The 25,046-nt window shown below is 73.8% G+C and carries 21 protein-coding genes; 17 read left to right on the top strand and 4 right to left on the bottom strand.

The window, feature by feature from the left end; all coding sequences use genetic code 11:
- Nucleotides 1–58 precede the first annotated feature (58 nt).
- The 4 genes from KKR89_RS16735 (at nucleotide 59) to KKR89_RS16720 (ending at nucleotide 3,779) form a co-directional block, all read left to right on the top strand.
- Nucleotides 59–2,170 (top strand): nuclease-related domain-containing DEAD/DEAH box helicase, encoded by a 2,112-nt coding sequence (locus tag KKR89_RS16735; RefSeq protein ID WP_243882960.1) that lies wholly within the window; start codon nucleotides 59–61, stop codon nucleotides 2,168–2,170.
- On the top strand, nucleotides 2,170–2,790 hold the full coding sequence (locus KKR89_RS16730; RefSeq protein WP_208196455.1) for a hypothetical protein: 621 nt from the start codon (nucleotides 2,170–2,172) through the stop codon (nucleotides 2,788–2,790). Before KKR89_RS16735 ends, KKR89_RS16730 begins: the two co-directional genes overlap by 1 nt.
- 56 nt (nucleotides 2,791–2,846) lie before the next feature.
- Nucleotides 2,847–3,500 carry a hypothetical protein gene (locus tag KKR89_RS16725; RefSeq protein ID WP_208196454.1) on the top strand — a complete coding sequence of 218 codons (654 nt, stop codon included), beginning with the start codon at nucleotides 2,847–2,849 and terminating at the stop codon, nucleotides 3,498–3,500.
- Nucleotides 3,501–3,641: 141 nt separating this feature from the next.
- A complete protein-coding gene (locus tag KKR89_RS16720) occupies nucleotides 3,642–3,779 on the top strand; it encodes a hypothetical protein (protein WP_214765631.1) in 138 nt (45 codons plus the stop codon).
- Between the two features lie 83 nt (nucleotides 3,780–3,862).
- On the opposite strand, the gene KKR89_RS16715 is transcribed toward KKR89_RS16720, so the two are convergent.
- Both KKR89_RS16715 and KKR89_RS16710 read right to left on the bottom strand, forming a co-directional pair.
- Nucleotides 3,863–4,210, bottom strand: a complete 348-nt coding sequence (locus tag KKR89_RS16715) for a hypothetical protein (RefSeq protein WP_208287325.1) — start codon at nucleotides 4,208–4,210, stop codon at nucleotides 3,863–3,865.
- A gap of 531 nt (nucleotides 4,211–4,741) precedes the next feature.
- Nucleotides 4,742–5,128, bottom strand: coding sequence for a hypothetical protein (locus KKR89_RS16710; protein WP_208196451.1), 387 nt, complete (start codon nucleotides 5,126–5,128; stop codon nucleotides 4,742–4,744).
- Between the two features lie 502 nt (nucleotides 5,129–5,630).
- On the opposite strand from KKR89_RS16710, the gene KKR89_RS16705 reads away from it, so the two are divergent.
- Nucleotides 5,631–7,253, top strand: coding sequence for a hypothetical protein (locus tag KKR89_RS16705; RefSeq protein ID WP_208196450.1), 1,623 nt, complete (start codon nucleotides 5,631–5,633; stop codon nucleotides 7,251–7,253).
- A 106-nt stretch (nucleotides 7,254–7,359) separates the two neighbouring features.
- On the opposite strand, the gene KKR89_RS16700 is transcribed toward KKR89_RS16705, so the two are convergent.
- A complete protein-coding gene (locus KKR89_RS16700) occupies nucleotides 7,360–8,397 on the bottom strand; it encodes a LacI family DNA-binding transcriptional regulator (RefSeq protein WP_208196449.1) in 1,038 nt (345 codons plus the stop codon).
- A 278-nt stretch (nucleotides 8,398–8,675) separates the two neighbouring features.
- Here KKR89_RS16700 and KKR89_RS16695 point away from each other — a divergent pair, with 278 nt between their 5' ends.
- From KKR89_RS16695 to KKR89_RS16650, 10 genes are all read left to right on the top strand, one after another.
- Nucleotides 8,676–9,995 carry an ABC transporter substrate-binding protein gene (locus tag KKR89_RS16695; protein ID WP_251140935.1) on the top strand — a complete coding sequence of 440 codons (1,320 nt, stop codon included), beginning with the start codon at nucleotides 8,676–8,678 and terminating at the stop codon, nucleotides 9,993–9,995.
- A gap of 8 nt (nucleotides 9,996–10,003) precedes the next feature.
- Nucleotides 10,004–10,960, top strand: coding sequence for a carbohydrate ABC transporter permease (locus KKR89_RS16690; protein WP_406565534.1), 957 nt, complete (start codon nucleotides 10,004–10,006; stop codon nucleotides 10,958–10,960).
- Nucleotides 10,960–11,784: a carbohydrate ABC transporter permease gene (locus KKR89_RS16685; RefSeq protein ID WP_208196446.1), complete on the top strand. Its 825-nt coding sequence runs from the start codon at nucleotides 10,960–10,962 to the stop codon at nucleotides 11,782–11,784. The genes KKR89_RS16690 and KKR89_RS16685 overlap by 1 nt, the downstream gene beginning before the upstream one ends.
- Nucleotides 11,781–12,770 carry an alpha/beta hydrolase gene (locus KKR89_RS16680; RefSeq protein ID WP_208196445.1) on the top strand — a complete coding sequence of 330 codons (990 nt, stop codon included), beginning with the start codon at nucleotides 11,781–11,783 and terminating at the stop codon, nucleotides 12,768–12,770. The genes KKR89_RS16685 and KKR89_RS16680 overlap by 4 nt, the downstream gene beginning before the upstream one ends.
- Nucleotides 12,771–12,890: 120 nt before the next feature.
- Nucleotides 12,891–14,369: a sucrose phosphorylase gene (gene gtfA / locus KKR89_RS16675; protein WP_208196444.1), complete on the top strand. Its 1,479-nt coding sequence runs from the start codon at nucleotides 12,891–12,893 to the stop codon at nucleotides 14,367–14,369.
- A 58-nt stretch (nucleotides 14,370–14,427) separates the two neighbouring features.
- A complete protein-coding gene (locus KKR89_RS16670) occupies nucleotides 14,428–15,051 on the top strand; it encodes a polysaccharide deacetylase family protein (protein ID WP_208196443.1) in 624 nt (207 codons plus the stop codon).
- Between the two features lie 90 nt (nucleotides 15,052–15,141).
- On the top strand, nucleotides 15,142–16,149 hold the full coding sequence (locus KKR89_RS16665) for a Bug family tripartite tricarboxylate transporter substrate binding protein (protein ID WP_208196442.1): 1,008 nt from the start codon (nucleotides 15,142–15,144) through the stop codon (nucleotides 16,147–16,149).
- Complete coding sequence (locus tag KKR89_RS16660) at nucleotides 16,146–16,688, top strand: tripartite tricarboxylate transporter TctB family protein (protein ID WP_208196441.1); 543 nt, start codon at nucleotides 16,146–16,148, stop codon at nucleotides 16,686–16,688. Before KKR89_RS16665 ends, KKR89_RS16660 begins: the two co-directional genes overlap by 4 nt.
- Complete coding sequence (locus tag KKR89_RS16655; RefSeq protein ID WP_208196440.1) at nucleotides 16,688–18,214, top strand: tripartite tricarboxylate transporter permease; 1,527 nt, start codon at nucleotides 16,688–16,690, stop codon at nucleotides 18,212–18,214. The genes KKR89_RS16660 and KKR89_RS16655 overlap by 1 nt, the downstream gene beginning before the upstream one ends.
- Nucleotides 18,211–18,615, top strand: coding sequence for a universal stress protein (locus tag KKR89_RS16650; RefSeq protein ID WP_208196439.1), 405 nt, complete (start codon nucleotides 18,211–18,213; stop codon nucleotides 18,613–18,615). The genes KKR89_RS16655 and KKR89_RS16650 overlap by 4 nt, the downstream gene beginning before the upstream one ends.
- An 84-nt stretch (nucleotides 18,616–18,699) precedes the next feature.
- Here the strand turns inward: KKR89_RS16650 and KKR89_RS16645 are convergent, their stop codons facing one another.
- The gene (locus KKR89_RS16645; protein ID WP_208196438.1) at nucleotides 18,700–22,845 is read right to left on the bottom strand and encodes a fibronectin type III domain-containing protein; all 4,146 of its coding nucleotides are present in this window, start codon (nucleotides 22,843–22,845) and stop codon (nucleotides 18,700–18,702) included.
- A 200-nt stretch (nucleotides 22,846–23,045) separates the two neighbouring features.
- On the opposite strand from KKR89_RS16645, the gene KKR89_RS16640 reads away from it, so the two are divergent.
- Nucleotides 23,046–24,002, top strand: coding sequence for an LLM class flavin-dependent oxidoreductase (locus KKR89_RS16640; protein WP_208196437.1), 957 nt, complete (start codon nucleotides 23,046–23,048; stop codon nucleotides 24,000–24,002).
- Nucleotides 24,003–24,045: 43 nt separating this feature from the next.
- Complete coding sequence (locus tag KKR89_RS16635; RefSeq protein WP_208196436.1) at nucleotides 24,046–25,011, top strand: NAD-dependent epimerase/dehydratase family protein; 966 nt, start codon at nucleotides 24,046–24,048, stop codon at nucleotides 25,009–25,011.
- Nucleotides 25,012–25,046: the final 35 nt, after the last annotated feature.

Here is a 25,046-nt window from a genome sequence, read left to right as displayed (position 1 = left end):
GGCGTCGGGCGCTCGGACCGATAGCACGGGAGTCCGAGAGTGGGAGGGACGACGACGCATGCCTGCAGGTGACTCCGCGGCGCAGGAGGCGAGCCGACAGCTCGCGCTCGCTGCCGCGCACGACAGGGCCGCGGCCGACGCGCGCGCGAGCGCGTCGCGCTACGGCGTCGCGTCCGCGACCGAGCAGCGCACCGCCGCGGCCCTGGCACCGCTCGCCGCCGCCGGCTACCACCTGCTGGCCGACCGCCAGTGGCCGGGCAGCCGGCGCGCGCAGGTCGACATGGTCGTGGTCGGGCCGGGCGGCGTGTTCATCGTCGACACCAAGGCCTGGGCCGACGTGACGATCGCCGACGACCGGATCCACCGCGGTCAGGAGGACGTCACCGACGACCTCATGACGCTCGCCGACCTGGCGTACCGCACCGAGGGTGAGCTCGCCGAGGTGGGCCTGGCCCCCGGTGAGGTGCACGCCGTCGCGGTCCTCGCGGGGCGGTCGGGGGTCGACGAGCGGGTCGGGCCCGTGCACGTCGTGGGCGACCGCGACGTGCTGCGCCAGATCGCGCGCCGCGGCTCGCGGCTGGGGACGCGGCAGGTCGACGCGGTGCTCGCGCGGTGCCTCGAGTGGTTCACGCACGTCGCGGGGCCGGCGCCCGTCAGCACGACGCTCCCCGAGCCCGTCCTGCCCGCCCCGCGCGGTCCGGTGCTGCTCACGGCCGGCGAGCCGCTGCTCACGGTCGACGAGCCGCTGCTCAGCGAGGCCGAGGTGCAGCGGGCGATGCTCGAGGGGCTCATGGCCGAGCCCGTCGAGGAGTGGATGGCCTTCCTGCACCCCACGCAGGCCCGCATCGTGCGCCGGTCCTACAACGGGCCCGCCCGCATCCGCGGCGCCGCCGGCACGGGCAAGACGGTCGTCGCGCTGCACCGTGCCGCGTACCTGGCGCGGACCCGCGAGGGCAAGGTCCTGGTCACCACGTACATCCGCACGCTGCCCGACGTGCTGCGCCAGCTGCTGACGCGGCTCGCCCCCGACGTCGTGGACCGCGTCGAGTTCGCCGGCGTGCACGAGACCGCCAAGCGCATCCTCGACGAGCGCGGCGTCACCCACCGCATCGACGGCCGGCAGATCGCGTCGGCGTGGACCGCGGCGTGGGGCAAGGTTGCGGGCGGCAGCGTCATCGACACGGACCGTCACGAGCAGGAGTACTGGCACGACGAGGTCAGCTACGTCATCAAGGGTCGCGGCCTGACGCGCTGGGAGCAGTACGCGGACCTGCCCCGGCTCGGGCGCCGTCACCGGCTCGGCCCGCAGCAGCGACGCGTCGTGTGGCTGCTCTACGAGGCGTACGAGAAGGAGCTGCGGGACCGCGGCGTGCACGACTTCGCCGACCAGATCTCGCTCGCGGAGGCCGAGCTGCGGCGCGAGCCGCCGACCGGCCGGTACACCGCGGTCGTCGTCGACGAGGCGCAGGACCTCACGTGCGTGATGATCCGCATGCTGCACGCGTTCGTCGGGGACGCCCCCGACGGTCTGACGCTCGTGGGTGACGGCCAGCAGACGATCTACCCCGGCGGCTTCACGCTCGCGGAGGCGGGCGTGTCCGTCGCCGGCCGCGGCTCGGTCCTCGACGTCAACTACCGCAACACGCGCGAGATCCTGCAGTTCGCGTCCCTGCTGGTCAAGGACGACGAGTTCGCGGACATCGAGGGCACGACCGCGCGCGGCGACCGGCCCACGCAGGTGCTGCGCAGCGGGCCGAAGCCGGTGTACGTGCGCTGCGCCGGCGAGGCCGACCGGCAGCGCCGCATGGTCCTGCGGGTGCACGAGGTGGTCGCCGAGGTCGGCACCAACTTCGGCGACGTCGGGGTGCTCTCGCTGTCACGGCGCGGCGTCGAGGCGGCCACCGAGGCGCTGAAGAAGGCGGGTGTCCCCGTCGTCAACCTCGAGAAGTACGACGGCGTGCCCGTCAACCGCGTCAAGGTGGGCACGATCAAGCGCGCCAAGGGCCTGGAGTTCAAGCAGGTCCTCGTGGTCGACCTGGTCGCGTCGTGGATCACCGAGAAGGCCGAGGAGCTGGACGACGTGGACCGTGAGCGCCGCGACTTCCGCCTGCGTGAGCTGTACGTCGCGATGACGCGGGCGCGCGACGGGCTGTGGGTGGCGTCGATCTGATGGCCTTCGTCCTGCGCGCGGTCCACACGCTCGAGGTGGTCCACGCGCTGCGGACGCTGGTGCTCGGCGTGCTCGCCGGCCTGGTGTCCGTCGGCGCCTGCGTGGCGCTCGCGGTGGGTGCGGTCGGCTACCCGGAGAGCCTGCCGCTGATCTCGCCGACGGGCGGACCGGCGGGCGCGGTGCTGGCGTCGGTGCGTGCGCCGGGGACGACGACCGTCACGCTCGACGCCGGTGCGACCTACCACGTGCACCTCGCCGCTCCCGTGAGGCCGGGCCTGCCTCCCAGGTTCGACGGCGACGCGACCCTCGTCGCGCCGTCGGGCGCGGCCGTGGAGCTCGCCGCGCCCGGGGGTACGTACCGCTCACGCGTGCTCGAGTGGGAGGAGCGCGTCGTCGCGCTGGTCACCGCGCCCGAGGCCGGGACGTATGTCCTCACGGTGCCCCCGGTGGACAGCCCCGGCGCCTGGGTCGGGATCGCTCCGACGCGCTCGGGTGCGGATCCCGGGCTGTGGCTGCTCCTGCTGTTCGTGGCGATGGGCGCCGGGCTGGTCGCCGTGGCCTGCCTGCTGAGCGGGGTCCCCGCGCTGCGGGGCGCGTTCCGAACGCGGGACCTGCTCTAGACCGCGGTGGTTCTCGTCCGGTCCGGGGTACGAGGGCGCGCGGTAGGTTCGGCGACGTGAGCGCACACCCGTCGTCCCCCGTCCCCGCACCCCGCCGGACCTCCCTCGCAGGACCCGTCACGCTGACGGTCACGGGTGTCGTCCTGCTGGTCGTCGCGCTCGTGCTGGCGGTGGTCGCCGCTGCGGGCTTCGTCGGCGCGGTGCGCAGCGACGTGCTCACGCGTGACGGGCGGCCGGGGTCGGCGGTCCTGGCGTCCGCGGACGCCCCGGGTGCGGCCAGGGTCGACCTGACCGCCGGCGAGCGGTACGCCGTGTACCTCGTTGTGCCGCGGGACGCCGTGCGCGACGACGAGCGTCCGGACCTCGACGAGGACGTGCTGCTGCTCGCGCCGTCCGGCGCCGTGATCGAGGCGGACGACTCCCCGGGCGTCAACATGGAGAGCGGCGTGGGCGGCCTGGTCGCCGTGACCGTCGGCGCGTTCACGGCGACGGAGACGGGGACGTACGACATGGCGGTGCCGCCCACCGACGTTCCGGGCGCGTGGGTCGCGCTGGCCCCCGACAAGCCGTTCGGGCCGTTCTTCGGTGCGATCTGGGGGACGGTGCTCGGGGTGTTCGGCGTGCTCGGGCTGAGCGCCGTGGGCTTCGGCGCGCTGGTCGGCGGGATCGTCTGGTGGGTCGTGCGGGCGCGGGCCCGCCGCTCCGCCTGACCGGCCCGACATGACCTGCCCTGGGCCCGGCTGTCGGTCGGGTCGACACCCTGGCAGCGGCGACCGTGGTTTCTGGCGTTGATTCGCACCGCTGGTGGGCAGTACGGTCCTGACGGTCGCTTGGAGAAGGTTCTGTACGGAATGCAGACCGCAAGCCTTGAGCTGCGTGGCCCGGGCAGCGCGGCCGATTCGGTCGCCGAGGCGATCGCGATCGTTGAGCAGCGCATCGCGGCCCAGCCGGACCCGTCGAAGTACGAGGTCATCGACCTCGTCGCCTGACACAACGGGCGGTGACCGACCTTGGCGAGCTCCGGTCGCGACTCAAGCACCTCTAGCACCAGGCACGTGCTGGTCGGACCGCCTCATGTGCGGTCGTCCCGTTGGTCCATCCGGTCCCTGTCCTGGACGTAGCGGGTCAGCACGTCGGACGTCACGTGCAGACCCAGCATGAGAAGGCTCAGCATCCCCGCGTACATCACCACCAGCCGCAGGTTGTCGGTCCGACTCACCTGCTCCGCGAGCACCAGGAGCGAGACCGCCGCCCCGGTGAGCACGCTCAGGACTGCAATGCCGTCGACCAGCAGGTTGACGCGCTGCAGGCGCCACGCCCGATGGCGCCCCCCGACGGGCATCGGGCCGAAGACCAACCCTCCGGACAACGCCAGCAGGATGAAGGGTGCGGTGGTCAAGACCGCCGAGTAGAGATCCACGGCGCCACGTGTACCAGGTGCCCACGGCGACCCCGCTCGACGCGCGGCGAGCCGTCCAAGAACCCCCGGTCGAGCCGCTGCGCGGCCAGCGCTACCCGGCGGCCCCGTCCGCCTGGTTGGGCCTCGTGTCCGTCTCGCCGAGGCCGGTAGCACCCCGGCCTCCTCCGTGAAGGGCCCGCCCCGCCGCGGGTCTGGGTGGTGGGTGCGGGACGGTGCTCCGCACCAAGGGTGGCTGGGTGTGGTGGTCGGGGCGGCGACGCCGACCTTGCACGGAGCCTCTGGCCGATGCGCTACCTCGCGCCTGCCGGTGAGGCCCGAAAGGCACCGGCGCTCACCGGCCGACCGACACGCCCCGCAGGAACAACATGACCACCACAGCCACACCGTCACCCCTGGAGGAGCACGTCGCGCCACCCCTCGACGAGCTGGGCTGTACCTCATCGTGCGCGCCGTGGTCCGCTGCGCCGGTACCGTGCGCCGCGCCGCAGCGATCTTGATCGCCTCCGCGTTCCCACGGGCCGGGGGCTGCTTTCAGCGGCGTTCTGGTGGCAGGTAGGACGAGCTGGCGGGGTGGACGCCGCGCAGCCATCGCCGCACCGTCTCCTCGTTGCGCCCGGCTTGGAGGTACTCCCCGAGGTACAGCGTGACCTCGTCGCCCATGCGGCTCTCCACGAACTTGACCTCGCGCGCCGCACGATGGACACCGACGCTGCTGATGTCGGGAGCGGACATGCGCCCGGCGCGGATGAACGCCGCAGCCGGCTCCAGATCGGTGAAGAACGCCCACAGGTTGCCCACCCGTCCAGCGATGTTCGCGGCGTACCCCGTGACACACACACGGCCGTCGCTGGTGTGCCGCCGCGGGAGCTTCTCGACCTCGACGATCCTGTCGTAGCCACTCGAGCTCTCATCGACCACGGCTTCTCCTTGCTGGAGGATGCACCCCGGACAGTGGCCCACTGGTCGCGGGCCCGCACCCCCTCACCATCCCACGAGCTTCGCGCGGACCTCTTGGTCCATTCGCACTCCGCGCGGTGTGTCGAGCAGCTGCGCGGCGCGAGCCTCTGGCATTGCTATCTGAAGTGGTTCCTCGTGCGCCATTTCCGGTCCGCCGGACCTCGGAGATGCCCCGAACCGTGACCACACTGGCCCGCACGGTCCTGTCGAGGGGCAAGACCTCGCCGCGCCGCGTCCCGCGGTCCGTTCGGTCGCGATCGTTGCTGTCTCACGCCGTCTCACCTAGGGTGCTAAATCGGTGTAGCAACGCAGTTGCACCGATCGAGCCGCTGCCTGGGGGGTGCCGGGCGGTCAGGCCCGTCTGTCAAAGGAGACACGTATGTGGAGACCCCTGACCCGGGGCGCCTCGTCGGACCGACGCCCCCGTGGCGTCACGACGACCGCCCTCATCACCCTCGCCGCGATGGGCACGGCGACCCTGCTGGCCGCGGCACCCGCGGCCGCCGCGCCGGCGCCTGAGGACGAGACGGGCCCGGTGGTCGCGGCCGCCGGTCCCGTCCTGGCCGTCACGCCCGTGACCGAGGTCGGCTCGTACGGCCAGCAGGTCACCCAGGTCGTCCTGGAGTACGCCGCGCCGGTCGACGCCTCGGCGCTGACCGGGGCCGACTTCCGCGTCGAGGACTCCGGCTACAACTTCCGGTTCGACGGGATCGAGACGCTGCCGGACCTGGTCGAGCGCTCCGTGGCATCGGTCTTCACGACCGACGACCCGGCTCGTCTCCTCACGTCCGACCGTCCCGAGGCTCCGGGCCGGTTCGTCGTCCTGGACCTCGAGGACTCGCCCGTCGGCGGCTGGACCGTCATCGTCTCGCTGTGCCCCACCTTCATGTGCTCGGTCCGCGTCAACCCGGACCAGCTCACCCAGGTCACGCAGCTCGGTGACGTGCACGGCACCGACGGCGCCCTGCTCGCCGCCGGCGACGAGACCGTGGCCCACCCGCTCACCGAGGACGCGATCGACCGTGAGGTCGACCAGTTCGTCCTCGCGACGTTCCCGTCGACGACCGGACCCGTCGAGTACGCCTACCGCCTGCCCGAGGGCTACGACCCGGCGCGCTCCTACCCGCTGGTCATCGCCCTGCCCGGCCACGGGATGGGCTACGACGGCCAGAACATCGGCGTGCAGCTCGCGTCGGACATGCTCTCGACCGCCTGGTTCCAGGAGTCGTGGACGGGCACGGACGAGGACGTCATCGTCCTCGCGCCGCAGAACGTGCGCACCGGCAAGGTGACCGAGGGCGCGCAGGCGATCGAGCTGGTCGAGAACTTCCTCGCCCGCTTCGCCGTCGACGGCGACCGCGTGTACGCGACGTCGGTGTCCTACGGCTCGCAGCTGATGTGGGAGATGTTCTCCGAGCGGCCCGAGCTGTTCGCGGGCGGCCTGCTCACCGGTGGGTTCCCGGGTGACGCGGACGAGTTCGCGCGCATCGCCGCGGGCGAGGTGCCGATGTGGATCACGCACGGCACCAACGACCACCTGCTGCCGGTCGCGCAGGCCCGGGCGTCGTACGACTCCCTCGTCGCGGCCTACACCGACCTCGGCGTCCCGGCGGACCGGATCGCCGAGCTGGTGCGGTGGACCGAGTACGGCAACGCCGCGTTCACGCTGCCGGACCACCACCTCGCCTCTGCGCCGACGTTCGAGGACCCGGCGACGCTGCAGTGGCTGCTGGCCCAGGACCGCAACCGGGCCGTCGAGGGCCCGGACGACCCGGGCACCGACCCGGGCACGGACCCGGGCACGGACCCGGGCACCGACCCCGGCACCGACGTCCCGGGCACCGACGTCCCGGGCACCGACGACCCGGACGGCGCCGCCGGCACCGACGGGACCGCTGGCACCGGCTCGACCGGCTCGACCGGCTCGGGCGCCGTCGCCGGAGCAGGCGCACCGTCGGGTGCGAGCGGCCAGCTGGCCGCCACGGGGGCGGAGCAGCCGGCGCTCCTGGCGGCTCTCGCGCTCGCCGCGATGGCCGTGGGGACGTTCCTCGTGCGCCAGCGCGTGCGCATCGCTCGCGGCGCGTGACCTGAACACCGGGCCGCCCTCGTCCACGGACGGGGGCGGCCCGGTGCTGTGTCCGGTGCGTTGCCGCCTGGTGCCGCGCAGCTCCGCCCGGTGCCGTCCGGCGTCGTCAGGCCGGGGCGACCGAGCCCCGTGCGGCCAGCGGCACCGGCAGGCGGTGCACCACGGGCACGGCGGGGGTGCCGGCGACCTCGGCGAGCAGCAGCTCGACCGCGCGCCGTCCGAGCGCCTCGTGCGGGATCGCGAACGACGACACGCCCGGTCGCAGCCAGTCCGCCATGGGGTAGTTGTCGAAGGACACGACGGACACGTCGTCGGGGATGCGCAGGCCGCTCTCCTGCAGGGCCTGGTACGTGCCGAACGCCAGGCGGTCGTTGAAGCAGATGACGGCGCGCGGCCGCGGGTGGTGCGCGAGCAGGTCGTGGGTCGCGGCCCAGCCCTGCGGCGGCGTCCAGTCGTCGCACAGGTGGCTCGACGCGGGCTCGAGGCCTGCCGCGTGCAGGACCTCGCGGATGCCGGCGAGGCGCTCGACGCCCGCGACCGTGTCGGGCGGCACGTCGTCGGCCCCGGGGCCGGCGCCGACGAGGTGGATGTCGCGGTGCCCGGCGTCGAGGAGCACGCGCGCGGCGGCGCGGCCCGCCTCGACCTCGTCGGGGACGACGGCGGGCGCGCGCGTCGGCCCGGCGGGCAGGGTGTTGAGCAGCACCGTGGGCAGGCGCTCGAGCGCGGCCGGCACCGCACGCGTGCGCGTGAACATCGACGTGAGCACGATCCCGTCGACGCGCCGGTCGAGCATCGCGTCGATGAGGGCGCTCTCGATGGCGGGGTCGCCCTCGGTCTCGCCGATGAACAGCATGTAGCCGTGGTCGCGGGCGGCCTCGATGGCGCCCTTGATCATGTCGCCGGCCATCTGGCCCGTCGCGACCGTGTCGGAGACGAGCCCGAGCGTCCGCGTGGTGCCCTTGCGCAGCCCGACGGACACGATGTTGGGGCGGTAGCCCAGGTCGGCGGACGCGTCGCGGACCCGCTCCTGCACGCCGGGCGAGATGCGCAGCTCGGAGCCTCGACCGGACAGCACGAGCGAGGCCGTCGTGGACGACACCCCGGCGGCGCGGGCCACGTCGGCGAGGGTCACGCGTCGGGTCACATCGGTCCTTTCGTCTCCGCGATCCTAGGGGCGGCCGGGTCGCCGGCCGCCGGTCACGCTCCCACCTGGTCACGTGTCCGACTTCGCCCGGATCGGCGTCGTGCCGTCACGCATCCGTGACCTGACGCGGCTTGACACCTCTCCCGCAAGTAGCAAGCATGGGCGTGCTAAGACGATTTAGCAACGGCGCCGAGCCCCCCGGTGCCGCCTCACTGAAGAGGGAGACATCGGTGTCTCGATCGACTGGAAAGCCTCGGAGCGCGGCAGCTGCCGCCTCTGTGTTCCTGGCAAGCATCCTCGCACTCACCGCGTGCAGCGCACCCGGCAGCGACACGACCGACGACGCGACGCCCGAGGGCACCGCGACCGCTGCAGGCGGTGACTGGACCTGCGAGGGCGACGTCACGCTCAGCGCCTACCTCGAGACCGGCTTCCCGCTCTCCACCGCGCTGTTCGAGGAGTTCGAGAAGCAGTACCCGAACGTCACGTTCGACGTCCGCGAGGACCAGTTCGCCGTCATCACCCAGAACGCCCCCCGCGTGCTGGCCGACAACCCGCCGGACCTCATGCGCCTGCCGCAGATGTCGGACCTCGTCGGTGACGGCCTGCTCTACGACCTCGACGCCGCCGCCGAGCACTTCGGCTGGGACGAGTGGCCCGCCTCGCAGCTCGCGCAGATGCGGGTCGACGAGGAGGGTCGCCGTGGTGACGGCCCCCTGTACGCCATGGGCAAGAACTACTCGATGACCGGTGTCTTCTACAACACCGAGCTCGCCGCGCAGATCGGCATGACCGAGGCCCCCAAGACGCTCGCCGAGCTCGACGAGTGGATGCAGAAGGCCAAGGACGCGGGCATCACCCCGTCCACGCAGTTCAACGGTGGTGCCACCGGGGGTCTGGCGTTCCCGCTCCAGCTGCTCATGGCCTCCTACGGCGACGTGGACGCGATCAACGACTGGACCTTCCAGCAGCCGGACGCGCGCATCGACACCGACAGCAACGTCGAGGCCGCCGCGCACCTCAAGAAGTGGATCGACGCCGGCTACTTCGCCGAGGACATCAACTCGCTCGACTACGCGCAGATGATGGGCCGCTTCATCGACGGAGAGAGCCTGTTCATCTTCAACGGCGACTGGGAGTCGGGCACGCTCGACTCGCAGATGGCGGGCAAGGCCGGCTTCTTCCTCATGCCCCCGGTCGAGGAGGGCGGCAAGGTCGGCGCCATGTCGGCCCCGCTGACGTTCGGCATCTCGTCCAAGGCGGAGAACCCGGAGTGCGCGGCGTTCTTCTTCGACTGGATCGCCACGAACGACGAGGCGCGCGCGATCGCCGTCGAGGTCGGCGGCTCGCACCCCATGGGCCCGGCCGACGCCTTCATGCCTGAGGTCGACCCCGAGTCCGTGACCGGCCAGACCCTCGCGGCGGGCGCCACCATCGCCGCGGACAACGGCTCGATGGAGTTCATCGCGAACGCCACCGGCGCCATCTACGCCAAGAGCTGGACCCCCAACCTGCAGAAGCTCGTCGCCGGTGACCAGACCGCCGAGGGCCTGCTGCAGGCCGTCCAGACCGACTACGAGAGCGAGATCAACGGCTGATGAACAGGATGCGGACGGCCGGTCGGCCCGGTCGCCGCGAGGTCGCCGCTCCTGCGTCGACCAGCCTCGAGGCCAGGCGCCGCGCCCTTCGGGCGCGGCGCCTGCGCCGGGGCTGGGTGGCTCTCGGCCTCGTGGTCCCGGCGGCAGCCTTCTACGTGATGTTCGTGCTGCGCCCGCTCGTGCTGACGGTGCAGTACTCGTTCTACGACTGGAACGGCGTCGGCGCCGCGACGTGGGCCGGCGTCGGCAACTACACGCGCCTCGTCGACAAGCCGGAGCTGCTCGGGTCGATCGTCAACGCGCTCGAGCTGATCATCTACTTCAGCTTCGTCCCCGTGATCCTCGGCCTGCTCACCGCGGCCACGATCCGCAAGTTCGCCACCAGCCGCCTCGCGATGGTGTCCCGCACCGTGCTGTTCCTGCCGCAGGTCATCCCGCTGGTCGCGGCCGGCATCATGTGGACGTGGATGCTCGCCACGGACGGCGTCGTCAACGAGCTGATGCGCGCCGTCGGCCTCGGCTCCGTGACCCGCGCCTGGCTGGGTGACACCAGCACCGCGCTCGGCGCGGTCGGCGTGATCGGTGCCTGGGTCGCCCTGGGCCTGTGCCTCCTGCTGCTGCTGTCCGCCATGACGAAGATCGACCCGGCCCTGTTCGAGGCCGCGCGCATCGACGGTGCCGGCGCGATCCGCGAGTTCTTCGCGATCACCCTGCCGAGCGTGCGCCAGGAGATCGGCGTGTGCGTCACCGTGACCGTCATCGCCGCGCTCGCCGCGTTCGACATCGTCTACATCTCCACGCAGGGCGGGCCGGCCAACTCGACCCTCGTCCCCGGCCTGGAGATCTACTACCTCGGCTTCTTCTCCCGCGAGGTCGGCCAGGCGTCCGCGCTGGCCGTGGTCTTCATGGCGCTCGTGCTGGCCGTCGTGCTGCCGATCCAGCGTCTGACGAAGGAGGAGGACTGATGATCGTCTCGCGTCGTGAGGCGTGGCTCGGCCGCGCCCTGCTGGTCCTGCTGATGGCCGTGACGATCGTGCCGTTCATCAGCCTGTTCGTCACCGCGCTGCACAAGCCCGGCACGTACCCCTCCGGGCTGGAGTGGCCCGAGACGCCGTACTGGTCGAACTTCGTCGACGCCTTCCAGGCCGCCGACATGTGGGCTCTGCTGTGGTCGAGCTTCCTCATCGAGGCGGGCGTCGTGCCCGCGGCGCTGCTCATCGCGACGCTCGCCGGGTTCTCGCTCGGGCACCTGCGCCCCCCGGGCCACCGGTGGATCTTCCTCGGGTTCGTCCTCGGGCTGACCCTGCCGTTCCAGGCGATCATCGTGCCGCTGTACTACCAGATGCGGGACCTGGGCCTGCTGAACACCCGGTGGGCGATCATCCTGCCGCTGCTGGGGCTGTACATGCCGTTCGCCGTCATGTGGATGCGCGCGCACTTCGTCACCATGCCCCCGGACCTGTCCGAGGCCGCCCGGATCGACGGCGCGAACACGTGGAAGCTGTTCACGCGCGTGCACGTGCCGCTGTCGCGGCCGGCCCTCTCGGCGCTGGGCATCCTCATGTTCCTGTGGACGTGGAACCAGTTCCTGCTCGCCGTCGTGCTGGTCGACGACCCGAAGAACCGCACCATGGCCGGTGCGCTGGGCGCCTTCCAGGGCCAGTGGGGCACGGACATCCCGCTGCTGTGCGCGGGTTCGCTGCTCATCCTCACGCCGACGCTGATCGTGTTCCTCGCCTTCCAGCGGCAGTTCGTCTCGGCGCTCATGCAGGGGGCGCTGAAGGGATGACGACGACCACCCGTCCGCCGTTCGACCCGGCGGTCGCGGCCGCCCTGGCGGCGGCGCGGTCGGGCGACGTCGTGACGACGCTCGCCCCCGACGAGATCGCCGGGCTGCGGGCGCGCGCCCTGCCGCCCGTGCTGGAGGAGGTCGCCGTGGCGGCCGGGCGCACGCTCACGTGGCACGCGGCCCCCGGGCCGGACGGCGCCGTGCGCGTCGCGCTGCTGCGCCCCGACGTCGTGGGACCCGTGCCGGTCCTGCTGCACCTGCACGGCGGCGGGCTGGTGGTGGGCACGGTGTCCGACGACGTCGCCGCCGCTACGCAGGCCGGGCCCGGCTGGGCCGTCGCGTCGGTGGACTACCGCCTGGCGCCCGAGCACCCGTACCCCGCGGCCGTCGAGGACGCGTACGCGGCGCTCGTGTGGCTCGTCGAGCAGGCCGACGCCCTCGGGCTCGACCCCGCTCGCGTCGTCGTCGCGGGCATCAGCGCCGGTGGCGGCCTGGCGGCCGCGCTCGCGCTGCTGGCGCGCGACCGCGGCGGCCCGTGCCTCGCGGGCCAGCTGCTCGTGTGCCCCATGCTCGACGACCGCAACGACAGCGCGTCGGGGCACCAGATGGCCGGCGTCGGCACGTGGGACCGCACCGCCAACGCGACCGCGTGGGCCGCGTACCTCGGCGACGCCGCGGGCGGGCCGGAGACCCCGCCGTCCGCATCGGCCGCGCGTGCGGTGACGCTCGGCGGGCTGCCGCCCGCGTACGTCGACGTCGGCTCGGCGGAGACGTTCCGCGACGAGTGCGTCGCGTACGCCGCACGCATCTGGGCGGACGGCGGCGACGCCGAGCTGCACGTGTGGCCCGGCGGCTGCCACGGCTTCGACGGCCTGGTCCCCGAGGCGCCCGTCTCGCGCGACGCGCGCCACGCGCGCGCACGATGGTTGGCGCGTCTGCTCGACCGCCTCGCCACCGCGCCGGCCGCCACGTCCGACGCCCCCTGACCGCCGCGTCGCCCCCGCAGCCCCCCTGCCGGGGGCGGCGCGGCCTGCCACCCACAGCCTTCCACCCACGGCCCGGCACCTGCCGGCCCGAGCACCTGCACCGATGACGGAGCCTTCACCGTGACCCACCGCGGCCCCCAGCTGATCACGTACGCCGACCGCCTCGCCGGCGACCTGCCGGGCCTGCGCGCGCTGCTCGACGGGCCGCTCGCGGGGGCCTTCGACGGCGTGCACGTGCTGCCGTTCTACACCCCGTTCGACGGCGTGGACGCCGGGTTCGACCCGCGCGACCACACCGAGGTCGACCCGCGCCTCGGCACGTGGGACGACGTGCGCGCGCTGGCCGCCGGCCGGGACGTCATGGCCGACGTCATCGTCAACCACGTGTCGGGAGAGTCCGCTCGCTTCCGGGACGTGCGCGAGCACGGCGACGCCTCGCCGCACGCACCGATGTTCCTCACCCTCGGCGCGGTGTTCCCCGACGGCGCGTCCGAGGAGGACCTCGCGCGCATCTACCGCCCGCGTCCGGGCCTGCCGTTCACGGCCATGACGCTCGGCGGGCAGCGGCGCCTGGTGTGGACGACGTTCACGCCCGACCAGGTCGACATCGACCTGCGCACCCCCGAGGCCTGGGACTACCTGACGTCGGTCGTCGACGCGCTCACGGCGGGCGGCGTGACGATGCTGCGCCTGGACGCCGTGGGGTACACGGGCAAGGAGGCGGGCACCGACTGCTTCATGACGCCCGCGACCGACGCGTACACCGAGCGCATCGTCGAGCAGGCGCGCGAGCGCGGCGCGCAGGTGCTGGTCGAGGTGCACGGGCACCACACGCAGCAGATCGAGATCGCCCGCAAGGTCGACCTGGTCTACGACTTCGCGCTGCCCCCGCTCGTGCTGCACGCGCTGACGGCCGCGGACCTGGAGCCGCTGGCGGGCTGGCTGCGGATCCGCCCGGCCAACACGGTGACGGTCCTCGACACGCACGACGGCATCGGCATCGTCGACGTCGGCCCGTCCGACCTGCGCCCCGGCGAGCCGGGCCTGCTGGCGCCGGAGAAGATCGACGCGCTCGTCGAGCGGATCCACGACAACAGCGGCGGCACGTCCCGCCAGGCGACCGGTGCGGCCGCGTCGAACCTCGACCTCTACCAGGTCAACTGCACGTTCTACGACGCCCTGGCCCGCGACGACCGACGCTACGTGCTGGCGCGCCTGCTGCAGCTGTTCGTGCCCGGCATCCCGCAGGTCTACTACGTGGGCCTGCTGGCCGGGTCCAACGACATGGACCTGCTGGCGGTCACCGGCGTCGGCCGCGACGTCAACCGCCACCACTTCACCGCGGGCGAGGTCGAGGACGCGCTGACGCACCCCGCGGTCCGCGGGCAGCTCGCCGGGCTGCGGCTGCGCGCGACGCACCCGGCGTTCGGCGGTGACTTCGCGTGGGACCTCGACGGGACGCGCGGGACGCTCGTGCGGACCGCCGGTGACGCCCGCGCGACGCTCACGTTCGACGTCGCCGACGGCTCGTTCGAGGTCCGCGCCACGGACGACGACGTCGAGCGCGTCGTGCTCACGGAGGCGGACGTCGCGGGCTGAGACGCCGCCCCGGGCGAGGGTCCCGCACACCGGTAGGCCGCTCGGGCAGGATGCCTGCGTGGAGAACGCACCCGGCCTCGCCGACGTCATCCGGTTCGTCGCCGCCCCCGCGACGGCGCGCACCGTGGCGCTCACCTTCGACGACGGCCCGAACCCGCCGGACACGGTCGAGCTGCTCGACCTGCTGGCGCGTGAGCAGGTCCCGGCCGTGTTCTGCCTGGTCGGCGTGCAGGTGGCGGCGCACCCGGACCTGGTGCGGCGCATCGTCGACGACGGGCACGTGCTGGCCAACCACTCGTGGCGCCACGACGACCTCGCGCAGCTCTCGCCCGATGCCGTCCGCGCGGACCTGCAGCGCACGCTCGACGCGATCCACGCGGTCGTGCCCGACGCACCCGTCCCGTTCTTCCGGGCACCGTTCGGGCACTACGGGCAGGCGATCGTCGTCGCCGCCGAGCTCGGCATGCGCACGCTCGACTGGCAGCTGGCCGTCGAGGACTGGGACCCGGCCCCGCCCGCCGACGTGCTCGTCGAGCGGCTCGGTGGCATCGAGCCCGGCGGCGTCGTCCTGCTGCACGACGGCGGCGGCGACCGCAGCGCGACCGTCGAGGCGGTCCGGCGCGTGATCCCGCGCCTACGCGCGGACGGGTGGACGTTCACGGTGCCGCGACTCGACGGCTGAGGCCGAGCCGGACACGAGGAACCCGCCCCTCGACGTGCCGGTCTGCCCCGCAGGGATGAGGATCGACGCAGGCACGAGGGGGTGTTCTGCATGGGGGTCGTCACGGACCGGGCGGGGCGGGCCGGGCGTGGGGTGGCGTTGCTGGCGGCGGTCCTCGTCGCGGTGCTGACGCTCGCCGGCTGCGGCGTCACGCGCGGTGACGACGGCGGCGAGAACCGCCGGCTGCGCATGATGATCCCCAACGCGCCCGGCGGCGGGTACGACCAGACGGGTCGCGCCGCGACGCGCGTCATGGAGACCGCGGGCCTGACCGGCCGGTTCGAGGTCAGCAACGTCACGGGTGCGAGCGGGACGGTCGCCATGCAGCGGCTGGTCAACGAGCGTGGCGCGCAGGACCTGCTCATGACGATGGGCCTGGGCGTGGTGGGCGCGACGTACACGAACGGGTCCGACGCGCGCGTGAGCGGGGCGACTCCCATCGCGCAGCTCATCGAGGAGCAGGAGGGGCTGCTGGTCCCGGCCGACTCGCCGTTCGAGACGGTGGACGACCTGGTCACGGCGTGGCGCGCCGACCCGGGCGGTGTGCGGATCGGCGGCGGGTCGAGCCCGGGCGGGCCGGACCACCTGTTCCCCATGCAGCTCGCCGACGCCGTCGGCGTCGACCCGACGCAGGTCAACTACATCGTCTACGACGGCGGCGGCCCGCTGACGACGGCGCTGCTGGGCAGCAAGATCGACGTCGGCACGTCGGGCCTGGCGGAGTTCGAGGGGCAGATCGCCGACGGGTCGCTGCGCGTGCTCGCCGTCTCCGGCGACGAGCGGCTCGCGGCCGTCGACGCCCCCACGCTCGTGGAGTCCGGCATCGACCTCGTCTTCACCAACTGGCGCGGGGTGCTCGCACCCCCGGGCATCCCCGACGAGGTCCGCGACGCGCACATCGCGCTGCTCGAGGAGATGCACGGGACCGACGCGTGGCAGGAGGCGCTGGAGACCAACGGCTGGGTCGACGCGTTCGTGACGGGTGACGAGTTCGAGGAGTTCCTCGAGGAGCAGGACGAGCGGGTGTCCAGCACCCTCGACGAGCTGGGCCTGCTGTGAGCGCGGCCGACGACGCGGGTCGCGCCGCCACCGCGCCCGGTGAGGACGCCCCGGCGCCGACCGTGGACCGCGCGCAGTACGGCCTCGCCGCGGTGCTCGCGGTCGTCGGGGTCGGGACGGTCGTCGACTCCGCAGGCCTCGGCCCCGGCTTCGCCGACCAGGTGGTGCGGCCCGCCGCGTTCGGCTACGTCATCGGGTCCGCGCTCGTCGTGCTCGCAGTCCTGCTCGTGGTGGCGACGGCCCGGGGCGACCGTGCCGAGGGCGAGGCGGGCGAGGACGTCGACCTCGACCAGGGCACGGACTGGCGCACGCTCGCCGGGCTCGCGGGCGTGCTCGTCGCGACCATCGCGCTGCTCGACGTCCTGGGCTGGGCGATCGTCGGTGCGCTGCTGTTCGCCGGGGCCGCGACCGTGCTCGGCAACCGGCACTGGCTGCGCAACCTGCTGATCGGCGCGGTCATGTCGGTGGGGTCCTGGTACGGGTTCTACGTCGGGCTGGGCATCCCCATCCCGGCGGGTGTGCTGGACGGGATCCTGTGATGGACGCGCTGCTCACGGGCCTGAGCCTGGCCGTCACCCCGGAGAACCTGCTGTACGCCGTGGTCGGTGTGCTGCTCGGCACCGCGGTGGGCGTGCTGCCGGGCATCGGCCCGGCCATGACCGTCGCGCTCCTGCTGCCGGTCACGTACAACGTCGAGCCGAGCGCGGCGCTCATCCTGTTCGCCGGCATCTACTACGGCGGCATGTACGGCGGGTCGACGACGTCGATCCTGCTGAACACGCCGGGGGAGTCCTCCTCGGTCATCACGGCGCTCGAGGGCAACAAGATGGCCAAGGCGGGGCGTGCGGCGCAGGCGCTCGCGACCGCGGCGATCGGCTCGTTCGTCGCCGGGACCATCGGCACGGTCCTGCTGGTGGCGCTCGCGCCGACGGTCGCCGAGTGGGTCGTCGTCCTGGGGGCGCCGTCCTACTTCGCGTTCATGGTGCTCGCGCTCATCGCGGTGACGACCGTCCTGGGCAGCTCGCGGCTGCGCGGGTTCATCGCGCTGACGCTGGGCCTGACGATCGGGCTCGTCGGCACCGCGACCGGGCAGCCACGCCTCACGTTCGGCAACCCGCTGCTGGCCGACGGCATCGACATCGTCGTCGTCGCGGTCGCGATCTTCGCCGTCGGGGAGGCGCTGTGGGTCGCGGCCCACCTGCGTCGGCGCCCGCTCGAGATCATCCCCGTGGGACGCCCGTGGATGGACCGTGCGGACTGGCGGCGGTCGTGGAAGCCGTGGCTGCGGGGCACCGCGTTCGGCTTCCCGTTCGGGGCGCTGCCCGCGGGCGGTGCCGAGATGCCGACGTTCCTGTCGTACGTCACCGAGCGGCGGCTGGCGGGCAAGCACCGGGACGAGTTCGGCAAGGGCGCGATCGAGGGGGTCGCCGGGCCGGAGGCCGCGAACAACGCGTCCGCCGCCGGCACGCTCGTGCCGCTGCTGGCGATCGGCCTGCCGACCACCGCGACGGCCGCCGTCATCCTCGCCGCGATGCAGGGCTACGGGCTGCAGCCCGGCCCCCAGCTCTTCGAGGCCGAGCCGGAGCTGGTGTGGACGCTCCTGGCCAGCCTGTTCGTCGCCAACACCCTGCTGCTCGTCATCAACCTGCCGCTCGCGCCGCTGTGGGCGCGGCTGCTGCGCACCCCGCGGCCCTACCTGTACGCGGGCATCCTGTTCTTCGCGGTGCTCGGCGCGTACAGCGTGAACTTCCAGTGGTTCGACGTCGCGCTGCTCGTCCTGTTCGGGGTCCTCGGCTTCGCGATGCGACGGTTCGGGCTGCCGGTGCTGCCGCTCATCGTGGGCGTGATCCTCGGGCCGCGCCTGGAGGAGCAGCTGGGCCAGGCGCTGCAGCTGTCGCGCGGGGACGTGTCCGCGCTGTGGAGCGAGCCCGTCGCGGTGGTCGTCTACGTCGTCGTCGCGGCCCTGCTGCTCTGGCCGCTCGTGCTGCGGCTGATCCCCGGCCGGCAGGGACCCGAACGGCTCGCGGACGAGGTCGACGAGCTCGAGGAAGAGGTGAGGCGATGACCGTCGTCGTGGGCTGGACGCCCGACGCCCGGGGCCACGCGGCCCTCCTGCGGGGCGCGCGCGAGGCGCTCGCGCACCGCGAGGACCTGCTCGTGGTCAACGCGACGACCGGCACCGCCGCCGTGGACGACCGGTTCGCCGCCGCCTCCGACGTCACCGACGTGCAGGCGCTGCTCGAGTCGTTGGGCGTCGAGGCGCAGGTCCGGCAGGCCGTCGTGCGCGACGTCCCCGGGGAGCTGGTCGCGGTCGCCGACGAGGTCGGCGCGTCGCTGCTCGTCATCGGCATCCGGCACCGCTCGCCCGTCGGCAAGCTCCTTCTCGGGTCGACCGCGCAGCGCATCCTGCTCGACGCGCGGTGCCCGGTGCTCGCGGTCAAGGCGGCGGAGGCACCGGGGCGCTGACGTGCCGCGCCGACGCGCCGCGGTCGCCGGACGCACGACGGGCCGCCGCGAGGTCGCGGCGGCCCGTCGGCTCGGGCGTGCCCGTCAGGCGCTGCGCCGCCGGCGCGCGGCGAACGCGACGGCGAGCCCGCCGCCGACCAGCAGGGCCGTCGCGAGCAGCGTGCCCGCCGTGACCGAGCTGCCGGTGACCGCCAGCGCGGCGCCCGCGGGGGCGCCCGACGCGGGTGCCGGCACCGGCGCCGCGACCGGTGCCGCCTCGACGAGGACGCCCGAGGCGACGCTCGCGAGCGCGCCGTCGGCGGTGGTCCCGTTGAGCTGCAGCGTGTGCTGCCCGGCCGCGACGCCCGCGGGGAGCGCGAACCGCGCCGCGAAGGTGCCGTCGTCCCCGACGCGCACCGTGCCGAGCAGGACGGGCGTGGAGAACAGCCACACGTCGACCAGCTCGCCGGGGGCGAACCCGGACCCCGTGACGGTCACCGAGCCGTCCGGTGCGATGACGACCCGGCCGGCCGCAGCGCCCGGTCGGCCCGCGGCGTCGAGGCCCGTCAGCGTCACGCGGACGCCGTCCGCGGTGACCGTGCGCGTGCCGGCCTCGGTCGTCACCGTGCTCGGCTCGCGGACGCCGTCGAACCAGACCGCCGCCTCGTCGGGCGTCAGCGCGGGCAGGCCGAGCGTCCCGTCGGCGTCGGGCACCTCCAGCGGGGCCGGCACCGGGGTCACCGTGACGACCGTGGACGCGTCGCCCGCGCCGAGCGCGTTGTCCGCCCGTACCGCGACGCGGTACTGCGTCCCGTTGACGAGACCCGTGACGACGAGCGGCGAGCGGTCGACCGGGAGCCACGTGGTGCCGCCGTCGAGCGAGTACTCGTAGCCCGTCACGGGGGTGCCACCCGTCGCGTCGGGAGCCGCGAACTCGATGTTCACGCTGCGGCTGCCCGCGGTGACCTGCGTGATCGTCGGCGCGCCGGGGACGTCCGTGCCGGACAGGTGCAGCGGGAACGTCGTGGTGCCGACCAGCACGTACCGCGGTGCCGATGCCACGGCCTCCAGGACGACGTCACCCGTGAGCGCGTGGTCGCCGGGGGCGAGCGGCACGCCGTCGAGCAGGTAGGTCACACCGGTGGCCGCGGGGACGGTGACGACGTCCCGCGCGGTGCCCGGGTGGTCCGTCGCGGTCGGGGCCGGCACCGTCACGTGCTCCAGGTCCGTGAACGTGAAGGAGTGCGTCGTGGTGCCCGTCAGCTCGTGCCCGAGTGCCGCGGTCGCGACCAGGGTCACCGTGCCGCTGCCGGGGTGCGTGCCGGGGGTCAGCACGTCACCGTCCCGCGTCCACACGACGCCGTCGACCACGGGCAGCGTGAACGTGTCGTCCGCGGTGCCGTCGACGTCGTGCCACGTGGGTGCGACGACCGTGGTGAGGGTGATGTCGGTGAACACGAGCGTGAACTGCGAGGGCCCGGTCAGCTCGTGGCCCGTCGTGGCCGTGGCCGTCACGACGACGGTCCCGGTGGCGGGGTAGGTGCCGGCGGCGACCGGGCTGCCGTCGACCGCGTACTGCACGCCCGTGACGCTCGGGATCGTGTAGGTGTCGTCGTCGGTGCCGTAGGTGTCGACCGAGGTCGGCTCGGCGGCGGTGACCAGCCGGATGTCGGTGAAGGTGCGCGTGAACTCCGACGCCCCGGTCAGCTCGTGGCCGGTGGTGGCGGTCGCGGTGACGACGACCGTGCCGCTCGCCGGGTACGTGCCGGGGGCGACGGGGTCGCCGTCGACCGCGTACTGCACGCCCGTGACGCTCGGGATCGTGTAGGTGTCGTCGTCGGTGCCGTACGTGTCGGCCCAGGTCGGCTCGACGGCCGTGACGAGGCGGATGTCGGTGAAGGCGTAGGAGAACTGCGACGGACCTGTCAGCTCGTACCCGGCGGTCGCGGTGGCCGTGACGACGACCGTGCCGCTCGCCGGGTACGTGCCGGGGGCGACGGGGTCGCCGTCGACCGCGTACTGCACGCCCGTGACGCTCGGGATCGTGTAGGTGTCGTCGTCGGTGCCGTACGTGTCGGCCCAGGTCGGCTCGACGGCCGTGACGAGGCGGATGTCGGTGAAGGCGTAGGAGAACTGCGACGGACCCGTCAGCTCGTACCCGGCGGTCGCGGTGGCCGTGACGGCGACCGTGCCGCTCGCGGCGTGCGCACCGGCGGCGACGGGGACGCCGTCGACCGCGTACTCCACACCCCTCACGGACGGGATCGTGACCGTGTCGTCGGCCGTGCCGTACGTGTCGTACCAGGTGGGCTCGACGGCCGTGGCCAGGACGACGTCCGTGAACGTGAACGTGAACTGCGAGGGGCCGGTGAGCTCGTAACCGGGGGTGGCCGTGGCGGTGACGACGACCGTGCCCGAGCCCGGGTGGCTGCCCGCGGGGACGGGGGCGCCGTCGACGGCGTACTCGACGCCGGTGACCGACGGGATCGTGTAGGTGTCCTCGGCCGTGCCGTAGGTGTCCACGTGCGTGGGCGCGGTGGCGCTGACCTGGCGGATGTCGGTGAAGGTGCGCGTGAACTGCGAGGGGCCGACGAGGACGTAGCCCGCGGTCGGCGTCGCGTCGATGGTGACGGTGCCGGTGGCCGGGTACGCGCCTGCGGCGAGGGGCGCGCCGTCGGCGGCGTACTGCACGCCCGTGACCGAGGGGATCGTGAAGGTGTCCTCGGCGGTGCCGTAGGTGTCGTGCCAGGTGGGCTCGGCGGCGGTGACCTGGCGGATGTCGGTGAACGTGCGCGTGAACTGCGAGGGGCCGACGAGGACGTAGCCCGCGGTCGCGGTCGCGTCGATCGTGACGGTGTTGGTGGCCGGGTAGGCACCCGCGGCGAGGGGCGTGCCGTCGACGGCGTACTGCACGCCCGTGACCGAGGGGATCGTGAAGGTGTCCTCGGCCGTGCCGTAGGTGTCGTGCCAGGTGGGCTCGGCGGCCGTGACCTGGCGGATGTCGGTGAAGGTGTGCGTGAACTGCGTCGGGCCGCTCAGGCCGTACCCGGTGGTCGCGGTGGCGTCGACGGTGACCGTGCCGACGGCGGGGTAGGTCCCCGCGGCGCGGGCGATGCCGCCCACGGCGTACCGCACGCCCGGGACCGACGGGATCCGGAACGTGTCGTTCGCGGTGCCCCAGGTGTCGGTCCAGGTCGGCTCCGTGGCGGTGGCCTCCCTGAGGTCCGTGAACACCAGGGCGAACTGCGTCGGGCCCGACAGCACGTAGCCGGTCTTGGCGGTCGCGGTGACGACGACGGTCCCCCTGCCGGGGTACGTCCCGGCAGCGACCGTGGTGCCGCCGACCCTGTACGTGACGCCGTCGGTGGCCGGGATCGTGTACGTGTCGTCGGCGGTGCCGAAGTCGTCGACCTGGGTGGGTGCGGTCGCCGAGACGCGGATCTCCGTCGGGTTGGTCGTCGCGCCTTTGCGGCACTGCGTGGCCGGGTCGTCGACGGTGCCGATGCGCAGGTTGTCGATGAGGACCGCCGAGTCGACGGCCGCGTCCCCCATGTCGAAGATCGAGAAGTACAGCTTCTCCTGGCTGCCGCCGGTGAGCGGGACCTGGGCCGTCAGCTGCGGTGTGGCGCCGTCGAAGACCGTCCGGGCGGCCTCACGCGCCGCGGTGCTGGACGCGAACAGGCCCGCGTTGAGGCTGATGGGGCGGCCCATCGTGTCGAAGGCGAAGTTGTTCGGCGCGTTGATCGACGAGTCCGGGTTGACCGACCACGTGCTGGCCCCGACCTCGGCGATGAACGCGTCGTTGAACTCCTTGCCGACCTCCTCGGGGAACTCGTCCGTGAGGAAGCGGAAGGTGACGCCCAGGAGACAGTTCATGCCGGTCGGGACGTCGATCGTGACCTCCAGGGTCGTCACGTCGTGGGCGCCGCCACGCACGGGGGTCATCACGTACGGCGTGTTCGGCGAGGTCGACTGCGTGGTTCCGCTGAGGGCGCTCGCCGCTCCTGTCGAGAGCACCGCGTACGACCCCCCGGCGCGGCTCGGGAAGCCCGCGAGGTTGTTGCTCCGGACCGCCGTCGTCGCGGCGTTCACCGTGCTGAGGGTCGCCGACCTCACCACCGAGGGCGTCGCGAAGATCGCGGACGCCAACGCGGACGCCGTCGCTGCCGACGCCGGGGCGGCCGACCACAGGGCACCTCCTGCCACCAGGGCGAGCGCTGTCGTGGTCGAGGCGATCTTGCGCACGCGCATGGGCGTGTCCTCCTGGTGGTCACTGGCGTCCACGGAACGGCGCCGCCGCTCAGGATCGACGCCTTGCCCCAGGAGGTCGAGGGGGTTGCCGGGACCTAGGTCCTGCGATGACCGGTTTACCTGGGTACGCGTCAGGCGGCGCCGTGCAGCGCACACCCCGCCGCGGACGGAGGGCGGAGGTTGCAGGGGAGGATGGCACCATGCCGCCGCCGTCCGTCGGGGTCCTGCTGCCCCGTGACCTGCCCGCCCACCGCGTCCTCGAGCACGCCCGCCGCGCCGAGGCGCTCGGTTTCGACGAGCTGTGGGTCGTCGAGGACCTCGGCTTCCGCGGTGGTGCCGCGCAGGCCGCAGCCGTCCTGGCGGCCACTGAGCGGATCCACGTGGGCATCGGCATCGTCCCGGCGGCCGCGCGCGACGTCGCGTTCGCCGCGATGGACGCCGCGACCCTCGCGCGGCTGTTCCCCGGGCGCGTGACGTTCGGCGTCGGGCACGGCATGCCGGACTGGATGCGGTCGGTCGGTGCGTGGCCCGCGCGTCCGCTGACGTACCTCGAGGCGTACACGCGCGCACTGCGGGCCCTGCTGCGCGGTGAGCGGGTGACAACCGCATCCGATGCGCCGGTCGTGCTCGACGGGGTCGCGCTCGATCCGTCGTCCGTCCCGGACGTCGTGCCCGACGTGCTGCTGGGCGTGCGCGGCCCGCGGTCGCTCGCGGCTGCGGGCCGCGTCGCCGACGGCGTCGTGCTCGCCGAACCGTGCGCGCCCGCGTACGTGCGCGCGGCGGTCGAGCACGTCGCGGCCCCGGGCACCCGCGTCGTGACCTACGACGTCGCGGCCGTCGACGACGACCGGGCCCGCGCCCTCGACGTCGCGCGGCCCGGCCTCGCGTGGGTCGGTGAGCCCGACTGGTCGCCCCACGTCGCGCCGCTGCCGTTCGCGGCGGACCTGGCGGCGCTGCGCGCCCGCAGCGCGTCGCCCGCCGCGTTCGCCGCCGCCCTGCCCGACGCCTGGGTGCGCGAGCTCGCGCTCGCCGGCACGCCCGACGACGTCCGCGAGCGCATCGCCGCTCGCGGCGCGGCCGGAGCGACGTCGTGCGTGCTGTTCCCCACGGGCCCGGACCCGGTCGCGGCGCTCGAGGCGCTCGCCCGGGTCCGGTGAGCCCCGGCGCCCCCGCGGCGCGTCGGCGCGGTTGACTGGGCGCATGCGACGCGTGCTGGTGCTCGGAGGGACGGGATGGCTCGGCTCGGCGGTCGCGAGGGCCGCGCTCGCGGACGGCGCGCAGGTCGTGTGCCTCGCGCGGGGCGAGTCCGGTGACGTGCCCGCCGGGGCGCGGCTCGTGCGCGCCGACCGGCGGGAACCCGGTGCGTACGACGCCCTGGCCGGCGACTGGGACGACGTCGTCGAGATCGCGTACGACCCGGCGCTCGTGACCGGGGCGCTGGACGCGCTCGCGGAGCGGGCGCAGCACTGGACGCTCGTGTCGTCCGTGTCGGTGTACGCGCGCGCCGACGAGCCGGGCGCCGACGAGTCCGCAGCCCTCGTCGAGCCGCGGGACCTGACCGCGTACCCGGACGCCAAGGTCGCCGCCGAGCGGGCGAGCACCGCACGGCTCGGCGACCGGCTGCTGCTCGCGCGGCCCGGCCTGATCGTGGGGCCCGGTGACCCGTCCGACCGGTTCGGCTACTGGCCGGCCCGGCTGCGCCGCGGCGGGCGCGTCCTCGTGCCGACGCCCGAGGGTCGGCACGTCCAGGTGATCGACGTCGACGACCTCGCGGCCTGGCTGGTCGCGGCCGGCCGCGACCGGACCACGGGCGCGGTCGACGCGGTCGGCCGGCCCGTCCCGCTCGCCGACGTCCTCGCCGAGGTCCGCGACGCGGCGGCGTCGGACGCCGAGGTGGTCCCGGTCGACGACGCGACCCTCCTCGCGCACGACGTGCGGTACTGGGCGGGCCCGCGGTCGCTGCCGCTGTGGCTGCCCGCCGAGCACACCGGGTTCGCGCTCCGCGACGGGTCGGCGTACCTGGCCGCCGGCGGCACGCTGCGGCCGCTGCGCGACACGATCTCGCGCGTCCTGGCGGACGAGGTCGCGCGCGGCGTCGACCGGCCGCGACGCGCGGGGCTCACGCCGGACGAGGAGCGTGGGGTGCTCGCAGCGGTCGGGTCCTGAGGGCCGACACCCTCGGCTGACAGGGGGCGTCGGTG

This window comes from Cellulomonas dongxiuzhuiae (genome assembly GCF_018623035.1).
Lineage (GTDB): Bacteria > Actinomycetota > Actinomycetes > Actinomycetales > Cellulomonadaceae > Cellulomonas > Cellulomonas dongxiuzhuiae.
The sequence above is the reverse complement of the archived record's forward strand: the minus strand, read 5'-3'. Positions and strand labels throughout refer to the sequence as shown.

Excerpts from the sequence above, each read along its gene's own strand:
- KKR89_RS16735 (WP_243882960.1), top strand. The coding sequence starts at position 59 with ATGCCTGCAGGTGACTCCGCGGCGCAGGAGGCGAGCCGACAGCTCGCG.
- KKR89_RS16730 (WP_208196455.1), top strand. The coding sequence starts at position 2,170 with ATGGCCTTCGTCCTGCGCGCGGTCCACACGCTCGAGGTGGTCCACGCG.
- KKR89_RS16720 (WP_214765631.1), top strand. The coding sequence starts at position 3,642 with ATGCAGACCGCAAGCCTTGAGCTGCGTGGCCCGGGCAGCGCGGCCGAT.
- KKR89_RS16705 (WP_208196450.1), top strand. The coding sequence starts at position 5,631 with ATGGGCACGGCGACCCTGCTGGCCGCGGCACCCGCGGCCGCCGCGCCG.
- KKR89_RS16690 (WP_406565534.1), top strand. The coding sequence starts at position 10,004 with ATGCGGACGGCCGGTCGGCCCGGTCGCCGCGAGGTCGCCGCTCCTGCG.
- KKR89_RS16685 (WP_208196446.1), top strand. The coding sequence starts at position 10,960 with ATGATCGTCTCGCGTCGTGAGGCGTGGCTCGGCCGCGCCCTGCTGGTC.
- KKR89_RS16680 (WP_208196445.1), top strand. The coding sequence starts at position 11,781 with ATGACGACGACCACCCGTCCGCCGTTCGACCCGGCGGTCGCGGCCGCC.
- KKR89_RS16665 (WP_208196442.1), top strand. The coding sequence starts at position 15,142 with ATGGGGGTCGTCACGGACCGGGCGGGGCGGGCCGGGCGTGGGGTGGCG.
- KKR89_RS16655 (WP_208196440.1), top strand. The coding sequence starts at position 16,688 with ATGGACGCGCTGCTCACGGGCCTGAGCCTGGCCGTCACCCCGGAGAAC.
- KKR89_RS16650 (WP_208196439.1), top strand. The coding sequence starts at position 18,211 with ATGACCGTCGTCGTGGGCTGGACGCCCGACGCCCGGGGCCACGCGGCC.
- KKR89_RS16645 (WP_208196438.1), bottom strand. The coding sequence starts at position 22,845 with ATGCGCGTGCGCAAGATCGCCTCGACCACGACAGCGCTCGCCCTGGTG.
- KKR89_RS16640 (WP_208196437.1), top strand. The coding sequence starts at position 23,046 with ATGCCGCCGCCGTCCGTCGGGGTCCTGCTGCCCCGTGACCTGCCCGCC.
- KKR89_RS16635 (WP_208196436.1), top strand. The coding sequence starts at position 24,046 with ATGCGACGCGTGCTGGTGCTCGGAGGGACGGGATGGCTCGGCTCGGCG.